Annotated in this window: 12 protein-coding genes; 7 read left to right on the plus strand and 5 right to left on the minus strand. The window is 70.9% G+C overall.

Annotated features, from left to right (window positions below; translation table 11 throughout):
- A partial coding sequence (locus tag VIM26_RS01045) for a M20/M25/M40 family metallo-hydrolase (RefSeq protein WP_331948454.1) occupies positions 1-437 on the minus strand: 437 nt, incomplete at its 3' end.
- A 183-nt stretch (positions 438-620) separates the two neighbouring features.
- Between VIM26_RS01045 and VIM26_RS01050 the strand changes: the two genes are divergently transcribed.
- The 4 genes from VIM26_RS01050 (at position 621) to VIM26_RS01065 (ending at position 3517) form a co-directional block, all read left to right on the plus strand.
- On the plus strand, positions 621-1385 hold the full coding sequence (locus VIM26_RS01050) for a hypothetical protein (RefSeq protein ID WP_331948455.1): 765 nt from the start codon (positions 621-623) through the stop codon (positions 1383-1385).
- Positions 1386-1458: 73 nt separating this feature from the next.
- Entirely contained in the window at positions 1459-1827 is a 369-nt protein-coding gene (locus VIM26_RS01055) for a VOC family protein (RefSeq protein ID WP_331948456.1), read from the plus strand.
- A 53-nt stretch (positions 1828-1880) separates the two neighbouring features.
- Positions 1881-2183, plus strand: coding sequence for a VOC family protein (locus tag VIM26_RS01060; RefSeq protein WP_331948457.1), 303 nt, complete (start codon positions 1881-1883; stop codon positions 2181-2183).
- A gap of 11 nt (positions 2184-2194) precedes the next feature.
- On the plus strand, positions 2195-3517 hold the full coding sequence (locus tag VIM26_RS01065; protein ID WP_331948458.1) for a hypothetical protein: 1323 nt from the start codon (positions 2195-2197) through the stop codon (positions 3515-3517).
- Here VIM26_RS01065 and VIM26_RS01070 read toward each other — a convergent pair.
- Positions 3514-3720, minus strand: coding sequence for a helix-turn-helix transcriptional regulator (locus tag VIM26_RS01070; RefSeq protein WP_331948459.1), 207 nt, complete (start codon positions 3718-3720; stop codon positions 3514-3516). The genes VIM26_RS01065 and VIM26_RS01070 overlap by 4 nt on opposite strands.
- A 378-nt stretch (positions 3721-4098) precedes the next feature.
- Between VIM26_RS01070 and VIM26_RS01075 the strand changes: the two genes are divergently transcribed.
- A complete protein-coding gene (locus tag VIM26_RS01075) occupies positions 4099-4626 on the plus strand; it encodes a MarR family transcriptional regulator (RefSeq protein ID WP_331948460.1) in 528 nt (175 codons plus the stop codon).
- A gap of 306 nt (positions 4627-4932) precedes the next feature.
- Here VIM26_RS01075 and VIM26_RS01080 read toward each other — a convergent pair whose 3' ends face one another.
- On the minus strand, positions 4933-5958 hold the full coding sequence (locus tag VIM26_RS01080) for a YeiH family protein (protein WP_331948461.1): 1026 nt from the start codon (positions 5956-5958) through the stop codon (positions 4933-4935).
- Positions 5959-6140: 182 nt separating this feature from the next.
- Here VIM26_RS01080 and VIM26_RS01085 point away from each other — a divergent pair, with 182 nt between their 5' ends.
- Positions 6141-7118, plus strand: coding sequence for a LysR family transcriptional regulator (locus tag VIM26_RS01085; RefSeq protein ID WP_331948462.1), 978 nt, complete (start codon positions 6141-6143; stop codon positions 7116-7118).
- Between the two features lie 57 nt (positions 7119-7175).
- Here the strand turns inward: VIM26_RS01085 and VIM26_RS01090 are convergent, their stop codons facing one another.
- Positions 7176-8897, minus strand: coding sequence for a CBM35 domain-containing protein (locus tag VIM26_RS01090; RefSeq protein WP_331948463.1), 1722 nt, complete (start codon positions 8895-8897; stop codon positions 7176-7178).
- Positions 8898-8916: 19 nt separating this feature from the next.
- Complete coding sequence (locus tag VIM26_RS01095; RefSeq protein ID WP_331948464.1) at positions 8917-9069, minus strand: hypothetical protein; 153 nt, start codon at positions 9067-9069, stop codon at positions 8917-8919.
- A 163-nt stretch (positions 9070-9232) separates the two neighbouring features.
- Here VIM26_RS01095 and VIM26_RS01100 point away from each other — a divergent pair, with 163 nt between their 5' ends.
- Positions 9233-10315: a DUF4236 domain-containing protein gene (locus tag VIM26_RS01100; protein ID WP_331948465.1), complete on the plus strand. Its 1083-nt coding sequence runs from the start codon at positions 9233-9235 to the stop codon at positions 10313-10315.
- The last annotated feature ends 56 nt before the right edge of the window (positions 10316-10371 follow it).

Below are 10371 nucleotides of genomic sequence, written 5' to 3' on the forward strand. Positions count from 1 at the left end.
GGCTCGCGCAGCGGCGCCGCGACGAGGTCCGGCAGCGCGGCCAGCACCACGCCGAGGAAGCCCTTCATGTCGCACGTGCCGCGCCCGTACAGCCGCCCGTCGCGGACCTGCGGGGCGAACGGGTCGGTGTGCCAGTCCTGACCGTCGACCGGCACGACGTCGGTGTGCCCGGACAGCGCGATCCCGCCGTCGATCCCGCCGTCGTGCGCGGGGATGGTCGCGACGAGATTGGCCTTGGTCCCGTCCTCGTTCGGCAGGATCGTGGGCGTCAGCCCGAGACGCCGCAGCTCGGTCGCCACGACCTCGATGAGCTCGAGGTTCGACCCCCGGCTGGTGGTGTCGAGGCTCACCAGGCGCGCGATCCACGCGAGCGACCGCGGCTCCGCATCAGTGCGGGCTTCTTCTTCGGTGGCTTGCCGAGCGGTGGTTCGCAGCATGAGTTCCCTTTGTTCCAGGTGGCGTACGGCGAACCTAGTCCGATCGGGTTTCCCGCACGTTTCTGCCCAGTTTCACCGCCCCGCCGGGCCCGGGACCTGCGAGACCGAACCTCCGACAGGTCTAGGGTCGGGACTGCTGGACGGCCTGTTCACGGGTCGCGACGGCGGACTCGGAGGCTTCTCATGCGCCTGGCCCTGGCTCGGGTCCGGCACGTCGCCGGGATCCCGTCCGGACTGGTCGCCGCCGCGGCGGCGACCTTCTATCTGTTGGTCAACGCGCTCACGTCCTGGTCGGCGGCGGAGTTCGGCGAGCTGGGCCTGTGGGCGACGGTCGTGGTGTCGGCGGCGGTGACCACGGTCCTGTTCGTCCGCTGGCAGCACCGGTTCGCGGCCTCGCTGCGCCCGGCGCGACTGGATCAGCCCGGCACCGCGAAGCTCGCGGCACGCCGAGGCCTGGTCGTCTTGGTCGGGCTGGACTCGGCGGATCCGGGCACGACCTTCACCCGGCTGCTCACGACCGCCGCGCGGCTCGAGTACCTCGCCCTGATCGCGACCCCGGAGTCGGAGGTGCGGGGCGTGGTGCCCGCGCTCCTCGGCCCGCTGATGGCCGTGTCCGGGCACGCCGTGGCCGCCAGCCGGATCCGGGTCTGGGACCGGAACGAGGCCGAGGCGATGGGCGACGTCGAGCAGTCGGTCACCGAGGCGATCGACTGGATGGAGCGGCACGGCCTGCACGCCTCCGAGATCGTCGTCGACGTGACCAAGGGCCGTCGGAGCATGGCGTTCGGCGCGCTGATCGCCGCCGACCGCGCCGACGTCGAGGTGCAGTACCTCGCGGCCGAGTGGCACCACCTCGACAACACGCCGCGCCCGGGCACCGAGGGGTTCAGCGTCGTCTCCGAACGCTGGGACGGCGTCGGGCAGGACGCCGCCCGGGTGGACGCGTGAGGTCCCGAGGCGGATACGGTCGAAGCGCGTCAGTCCTGCACATCGTCGTGTCGCCGCTGGAGAGGGAGCATCAATGTTCGAGCACACCAAGGCATTCAGTGGATTCTCGGTGGACGACCTGGACAACGCGCGGCAGTTCTACGCCCAGACGCTCGGAATTGCGTTGTCCGAGGAGAACGGAATGCTCCGCCTGCAGCTAGCGGGTGACCGAGGAATCCTTGTCTACCCCAAGGAGGGCCACATCCCGGCGACGTTCACGATCCTCAACTTCCCGGTGCCCGACGTCGAGTCGGCCGTCGACGAACTGGTGGCGCGCGGCGTCGAGTTCGAGAGGTACGGCTTCGGCGAGGACGAGAAGGGGATCATGCGCGGGCACGGGCCGGACATCGCGTGGTTCAAGGATCCGGCCGGCAACATCCTCTCGGTGCTCGCGGAGAACTGAGCGTTCGCGGAGAGCTGAGCCCACCTCGCGGCACCCGGCCGACCCTGGCTACGATGAAATCACCACCCCGCCTGCGACGACGTACGGAGGATGCGATGGCGGCGATCACCCCCTTCCTGTGGTTCGACGACCAGGCCGAGAAGGCCGCCGAGCACTACGTCTCGATCTTCAAGAACTCGAGGATCCTGGACGTCTCGCGCTACGTGCTCGAGCTGCTCGCCGACCCGGATCCCGCCCGGTCGAGCCGGGTCATGCGGGCGATGCTGGCGATGGGCAAGATCGAGATCGCCCAGCTGCGTGCGGCGTACGACGGCGAGTCGCCCGACGACGCCGACGCGCGCCTGGGCCTGGCGTAACCGCGTTGGCCGTGGCGAGCGCGTCGACCCTGACACCCGCCGTCGTCGTCGTCGACTCGCGCAACTTCTGGGGCGCCTCCCGTCGCCAGTTCGGGGCCGGCCGCCGGATCGTCGTCGGCGGCGTGGTCGAGGCCCTGCGGCCGTACGGCTTCGACGTGGTCGACGTCTACGTCGGGATCGCGACGACGACGACGGCGTCGAACCCCTCCGCGCGGCTGAGCCGGGGGCTCGAGGCCAACGCCGCATTCGCGGCGACAGTCAACGCAAGCCCGATCGGGCACGCGCTGGTGGGCCGGTTGATCGAGCGACGCGGGAGCGTCCAGGAGAAGCTCGTCGACGTGCTGTGTGCGATGCAGATCGCGCGGAGCGCCCACGAGATCGCCGCGGGCCGCACGCGCGCGCAGGCGATCGTCGTGCTCTCCGAGGACATGGACCTCATCCCCGCCTACGAGTTCGCGCAGGACCTGGGGGTGCCCATCTATGCGGCCGCGAACGCGACGGTCGACACCCGACCGGACTCGTCCTGGCTGCTCCTCGGTGAGAACGCCATCCGGATCTCGTGCGAGGGCGCGCACGGCAGGTTCTACGGCCACCAGCTACGACAGGAGATCAGCACCTGGCTCACGACCGCGGCCGCGGCCGCGAGCAGGATGTCGTTCAAGGTTCGCTCGTGGGATCCCCACGGCTCGCGGCTACGCCTCATCCACGAACGCACGGGAGCGGGCGGCATCTGGCACGATCCTCCCGACTCCGCGGACCGCACCGTCGGGGCGACCCACGCGCTGTTCGTCGTCGGCCTCCAACCGGGCACCCCCAAGCGCGACTTTCCCGTCGTGACGCTGCGCCCGACCCGCGAGCGAGAGCTGCCGTGGCCGCCGCCCTCGCTCGCGACCGCGATCGTGCGCGAGTGGGAGTCACCGACCCGCGTGGTCGCGATGCTCCCCCACGGCCCGACCCAGACCCTCAGCGCGACGATCGGCACGCTCCTGCCCGGAGACCGGATCCTCGTTCACGAAGATTCCGGCCAGCTGCCAGGCGGCGCGTGGCGGCTCATCGGCCGCCTCGAGCCCCGGGCGCAGACACCTGGGTGGAGCGACCCGACGATCCCCGCGCTCGCTCGCGTCATCACGGGCGCGACCTCGAGCGGGCAGCGCGTCCGCGCCGAGCTGGTCGGCTCCGCCGCGACGGTGACCCTGCAGCCCCCGGGCACCGACACGTCGCAGATCGGCGATCTCTATGCGGTCGTCCCGATCGCGCACGTGCCCCTGCCCCCTGAGCGGGACGGGGTGGTCACGATCGCGGTGTCGTCGCGACTCGCGCCGCCTCGGGCCTAGCCGGCCCGCCCGGTCGACGCCGCCCACGCGACGGCCTCGGCGCGGGTCGACACGCCGATCTTGCGGTACAGGCTGCGGACCTGGGACTTCACGGTGTTGCGGGAGACCCACAGCGTCGAGGCGATCTGCTCGAGCGTGACGTCGTCCGCAAGTCGTGCGAGGACGACGAGCTCGCGCCGGGTGAGCGGACCGGCCAGGGGCACGACTGACCTTGAGTGGACAGATCCGACAATATCCATGGCAACTTCCGGATGTTCGCGGGTATATCCCCCAAACGGGAGAAACGCGCCGGCTGCCTGACGTCTTTTGTTACCCTCCCACCACCATAGGCCCCGGAATGCGCCGGCGTTCGGTCTTCGGTGAATTCCACAAAATAGCCAAATCCGGACAACCACCGCGTTCTTGCTGGTCAAAGGGGAAAAAGTCCGGCAAACCTCGTCCACAATTCTTCCCGGCAGCTCGCCCGGGGCGCGGGCCTCGCTCGACCCGACGCGCGTCAGTACGCGATCCCGACCGGTCGCCCGAGCGTCGCCGGGTCGTCGAGCGCGGCGAGCATCGCGTCGGCCACGTCGGCACGCGCGATGGAGTACCCGCGAGGCGCGTTCCCACCGATGACGGTCCGGTACTCACCCGGACGTGTCGATGACGACCCGCGCAGCCGCAGGCGTTCGGGCGTCGCGATCAAGGAGTCGCTCCGCGAGCTGAGCATCGCGCTGTCCCTGCTGAACCACCGCGTCGGCGCACGCCTGGACCTCAAGGACGTCGACCTCGACTGCCTCGACCTCATCAACCGGCACGGCCCGTTGAGCCCGAGCGCGCTCGCCCGGCGCGCCGGCCTACACCCCGCAACCATGACCGGCATCCTCGACCGGCTCGAGCGCGCCGGCTGGGTCGCCCGCGAGCGCGACCCGTCCGACCGCCGCGCCGTCGTCGTGCGTGGGCTGCGCCGGCGGAACGCGGAGCTCTTCGACCTCTACTCGGGCATGAACTCCTCGATGGACCAGCTGTGCGAGCGCTACTCCGGCCCCGAGCTCGACCTGCTCGCGGACTTCCTGCGCCGCACGGCCGACGCCGGACGGGTCGCGACCGAGGACCTCGCCGCGGACTGAAACCCGTGTGCGATAACGGCGCCATCGGGTGAGGCTCCCGCCCAAAATCGCCGTCACCTGCAGGGCTGCCCTGTCCTCCGGTCAGCTGCACCTGGTCGGGCCGTTCTTCGACTTCGCCTCGGCGCGGGTGCTGCGGGTGACGTGCGCGAGTTCGACACCGCCGAGGTGACCGCCTGACGGCAGCCCGCTGAAGCCCGTCCCCGACCGCAGACTGCGCACATCGGTGTTGCCAGCGCACATCCGATGTGCGCAGCACGCACGGATGTGCGCAGGCTGCGGGCTCGCGGCGAGCTCACCGGAGCTCGGCTACAGGGTTCCGGTGAGGTGTTGGAGCGCGAGGCTGGCGAGGGTGACGGCGCCCCACAGACAGACGCCTAGGAGCAGGGGGCGGGGACCGGCGCGGCGGAGGCCGGCCAGGTCGGTCGACAGCCCGATGGCCGACATCGCCACGATGATTGCGAAGACCGACACCTCGCGCAGGGCAGGGTGGATCGCGTCCGGGATCAGGCCGAGCGAGTTCGCCGTGGCGACGATCAGGAAGCCCACCAGGAACCGGGGCACCAGGCGCCCGACCCGGACCCGGTGCGCTCTCCCCGCGGTCCGGCGCTCGCGCCGCGCTACCAGTGCCGCCAGGGCGAGGCTGATCGGGATGATCATCAGCGTCCGCGTCAGCTTGACCACGATGGCGTCGTTCGCGGCCGCGTGACCGTAGGTGCCGGCCACCGCGACCACCGATGACATGTCGTTGACCGCGGTGCCCGCGAACAGCCCGAACGCGTGCTGGCTCATCCCCAGCAGGTGCCCGATCACCGGGAAGACCAGCACCGCCGAGATGTTGCACAGGAAGATCGTCGAGACCGCGTAGGCGACGTCGACCCCTGCCGCACCGATCACGGGCGTGACCGCCGCGATCGCCGAGGCCCCGCAGATCCCGGTCCCGACGCCGATCAGCGTGCGCTGGTCGCCCGTGACCCCGAGCCATCGTCCGATCCAGTAGGCACCGACGAGGGCGACGGACAGGGTCCCGAGCAGCACGGGCAGCGACCCGGCGCCCACCCGGACGATCTGCAGGAGCGACAGCTGGGAGCCGAGCACGACGACCGACCCCTGCAGCACGGTCGTGGCGCCGACCGCGATCCCCGGGCGCAGTCGCGTGCCCGGCCTGATCAGCGCGGCGAGCGCGATCCCGAGCACGATCCCGATGACCGGCCCACCGACGACCGGCACCATCCGGCCGACGACCGCCGCGACCACCGCGACCCCGAACACGAGCGCGAGGCCGGGCAACCGCGAGGCCCGCGCCGCCGGCGCGACGCCGTCGTCGGTCTCCACCGGCGCTCCGTCACCCGCCGATGACTCCTGAACCTCCCATTGACTGCTCACGACCTCGACCCTCGCCCTCAAAGGCCTCGTCCGGTAGCCGTGAAAGCGCGATATCGTCATAGCCATTGGCTATGGCCATGCAAACAGTGCTGAATCCAGAATCCGGTCGAACCGACCCGGCAGGAGCCCCGATGTCCACGATCCACCGCCCGAGCCTCGACCTCGAGGCTCTGCGGGTCCTCACCCTCGTCGCGGATCTCGGCAGCATCTCGGCGGCGGCCCGTGCGGAGCAGATCAGCCAGCCGTCGGCGAGCAAGCGGATCCAGGTCCTGGAGCGCCAGCTGGGCCTCGAGCTGCTCGACCGGCGCACCCGCGGAGCGGTCCTCACCGACCACGGGCGCCTGGTCACGGGCTGGTGCCGCGCCGTCGTCGACGCCGCCGACGCCCTGGTGACGGGCAGCGGTGCCCTGTCCGCCCGGGCGGCCGAACAGCTGAACATCGGCGCGAGCCAGACGATCGCGGAGTACCTCGCCCCGTCCTGGCTCGGCGAGTTCCGCCGACGGGACGCCACACTCTCGGTCCACCTCCGCGTGGCCAACTCCCAGGGCGTGATCGCCGCGCTGCGGGCCCGGGAGATCGAGCTCGGCTTCATCGAGACGCCGACAGTCCCCGCCGACCTGCTCAGCCGCCCGGTGGCGACCGACCGCCTCGTGCTGGTCGTCTCACCGGACCATCCGCTCGCCCGGCGACGGACCCCGGTGTCCCGCGAGGAGCTCGCGGGGATGCCACTGGCCTCCCGCGAGGACGGCTCGGGCACGCGCGACACGCTGCGCCTGGCCGTGGGCGCGGCCATGACCGACCCGGTCGTCGAGCTCGACTCCAACGCCGCGGTCAAGGTCCTGGTCAGCTCGGGCAGCTATCCGGCGGTGCTCAGTGAGCTCGCGGTCGCGAACGAGCTCCGCGACGGCAGGCTCGTCGAGGTCCCGCTGAGCGACGTCGACCTGCGGCGATCGCTGAACGCCGTCTGGCGGCGCGGCACGCGACTGCGCGCCGGCGCGGGCCGGTTCCTGCTCACCGCGCGGGCCGTGGCGGGCCCCGCACCGTCACGGACCGCGCGCCGGACGGCGCCGGGCCCCGCCGAGGTTCGACGGGGCCCGGCACCACGCTGAGAAGAACGACGACGTCGGACGAGCGGCCTCGCCGGACGACGACTGCGGTCAGCGGACCTACAGCGTCACCGCGTCCAGGTCCGACACGTACGAGTCGGGGTTCCCGACCTTGATCGTGTTGACCCCGGCGTCGAGGTGCACGAGCACGTTCTGGGTCTGCGCGGTGTCCCAGTCGTTGTCGTTGGACCCCTGGAAGTTGACCCCGAAGGAGCTCGTCCCGTTGACCGTGAAGACGGCCTGCCGGCTTGCGCCCCCGTCCACATAGCCGATCGACACCAGGTAGTCGCCCGCGACCGGAACCTGCACCGACGTGAAGGTGAAGGAGCTCGACCCGCCCAGGTTCCCGACCTTGCCGCCACCCGAGCAGCCGCCGCAGCCGGTGCGGCTCGCGGTGCCCTCGAGGACGTTCTCGGGCGCCTCTGCTTCGTGCACCGTGCGGCCGGCCGCACCGGGGGTCGTGATCGACAGGGCCGTGCTCGGCCCGGAGCTCTCGGCGCCGACGAACGCCTGCACCGTGAAGGCGTGCCCGGTCGAGGGCGAGAGCCCGTTGACGGTCACGTCGGTCGACGTCGTTCGCGCGACCTCGGTGCCCGCGTCATAGATCCGGTACGACGTCGAGCTCGAGTCGCCGGACGTGGGCGAGGACGCCTTCCAGGCGAGCGAGACGCTCGTTCCGGTCGAGTCCGTCGCGCGCACCGTGGTCGGCACGGACGGCGCCGTCGCCCCGAGGGACGTCGGGGTGATCGTCAGGAGCTGCGAGCCATGGGCCGGCAGCGTGGCGCTGACGTGGTCGCTCAGGACGCCGAGCTTCTTGCCCTTCCAGACGTCGCGCACGGACGCCGCCCCGTCGATGCCCACGTCCCGGAAGTTCGCCGTGACGTTCGCCGGCTCGCTGCCCAGGTTGAACAGCGCGACGGTGAAGCTGCCGTTCGGGTTCTTCGCGTGCCAGACCTGCTGGGGGGTCTTCTGACTGACCGGGCGCGCCGGATGGGCGGCCTGGTCGATCGCGATGACCTCACGGTTCGTCAGGAGGGACAGGCCGAACTTGTCGAGCTTGGTCAGGTCGTCGCCCGAGAACAGCGGTGCGGCCGAGACCGCCCACAGCGTCATGTAGCTCTGCCGCTCGGCTTCGGTGATGCCGTCCATCGCGCCCACGCCGACGTCGACGGCGTCCAGGTTGTTCCAGTGCCCGGGTCCGGCGTCGTCGATCCACTGCACGACGTCGTTCCAGCGCCCCTTCACCGACTGGTCCCAGGTCACGATGCTGTTGCAGTAACACTCGACGTCCGTGTCGATGCGCCAGCCGTTGGTGTTCGCCTTCCAGACGTCGGCCTGCCGGTGGCTGAGCGCCCAGGAGATCACGAACTGGATCGGGCGCCCGGTCCCCTTCAGCGCCGTGGACCAGGCCTTGACGTCCTCGGTGTTGTCGTAGTTCGGCCCGCCCTTGAACGAGCCGGGCCCGACGCCGTCCATCTTCAGGAAGTCGACACCCCAGCTCGCCAGCAGGTTGGCGATCGAGTTGGCATACGCCTGGGAGCACGGGCTGGTGTAGTCGATCTTGTCATTGCTGTCCCAGCCGTTCGTGGTCCGCAGGTCCGGGTAGACGATGTCCTTGGTGGTGCAGCCGGGTGCGCCGACGATCGGCGCGACTCCCCCGCGATAGGCGTCCGCGCCGACGGCCAGGATGAGGATGTTCTTGGCACTGATCCAGCTGCCGCCGCCACCGGGATTCACTCCCGGGTAGTTGGTGGACTGCAGGCTCCAACTGCTCCAGCCCATGTACGGCGTGGCCGCCGGGTCAGCCAGGTCCGCCCCGGCGGGAGCCGCGCTTGCGGCGACGGCTTTCGCAGGCGGCCACCTGCTCGGCCGCCTGGGCGGGCGCCGGACCGGACAGCGCCGCGGAGCCGATCAGGGCCGCGACGGCGAGCGCGGCAGCGCCGGCTCTCGCCATCACCGCGCGATGTGGTCAGAGCCATTTCCCCCCGCCAGACCCGAGGACCGCGAGATGATCCCGGTGGTCCCCCGAATCGAAAAGCCCGTGGACGACCCCGGCGACTGGGGATCCGTTTGGCACGGCTCGCCGCGGCGGCGACCCTGAGCGCAAGGAGTGCCCGATGGGCTTCTACGTCCGCAAGAGCCTCAAGGCGGGACCCTTCCGGTTCAACCTCAGCTCGTCCGGCCTCGGAGTGAGCGCGGGCGTTCCAGGGTTCCGGGTCGGGACCGGTCCGCGCGGAAACTACGTCCACATGGGTCGAGGTGGCGTCTACTACCGGGCGACCCTTGGCGGCCGACCATCGACCCAGCCCGCGGTCCGTCCCGCGCAGCCGGCGACGGGCAACGAGGGCTTCGCCCCGACGGACATCGTGATGGTCGCGACGACGGGGAGTACCGTCCACGATCTGGCGCCGACCGACGCCGACGACCTGGTGACGCAGCTCAACGAGGCGGCCGGCCGGCGTCGCCTCTTCTGGCCCACGATCCTCATCGCCCTCGTGCTCGGATCGGTCCTTGCGCACGGCTGGGTCATCTGGCTGCTGGCCGTGCCTGTGGTCTGGTGGGTGCGGCTTCGCGACGGTGCGCGCACCTCGGTGGTGACGTTCTACGACATCAACGACCAGGACGAGGTCTGGTTCGACGCACTCGTCCAGGCCGCCGCCACGGCCGGGCAGGCGGCCGGGCTCTGGAGACGGACCGCGTCCGGGCAGGTGACCGGGACCCGCGGCTTCAAGGCCAACGCCGGCGCGAGCAGCCTCATCCAACGCAGCAAGCTGCAGGTGGATGCTCGAGGCGCACGCGGACTCGTCAGCAACATCGCGATCCCCAGCCTGCGCGCGGAGCGCCACACGCTGTATCTTCTGCCGGACCGCGTGCTCCTCGAGGAGGGCCGCCGATTCACGCAGGTGAGCTACCAGGCGCTCGACGTGAGCAGCGCGACCACGCGGTTCATCGAGGAACCTGCCGAACGCCCACGCGACGGCGAGCAGGTCGGCCAGACCTGGCGCTATGTGAATGTGAAGGGCGGCCCGGACCGGCGCTACGCGACCAACCCGGTCCTTCCCGTGATGCTGTACGGCGAGCTGACACTCAGCACCACCGCCGGATTGCGATGGGAGATCCAGTCCTCTCAGCGACCGACGCTGGAGCAGCTCGCCCGCCTGCTGGCCGATCCGCGCACCCGCACCCGCCCCGGACACTGACCACCCCGTAACGTCCGAGCGTTGACGTCCTATAGGACGTCAACGCTCGGACGTTG

Source organism: Pengzhenrongella sp. (assembly GCF_036565025.1).
Lineage (GTDB): Bacteria > Actinomycetota > Actinomycetes > Actinomycetales > Cellulomonadaceae > Pengzhenrongella.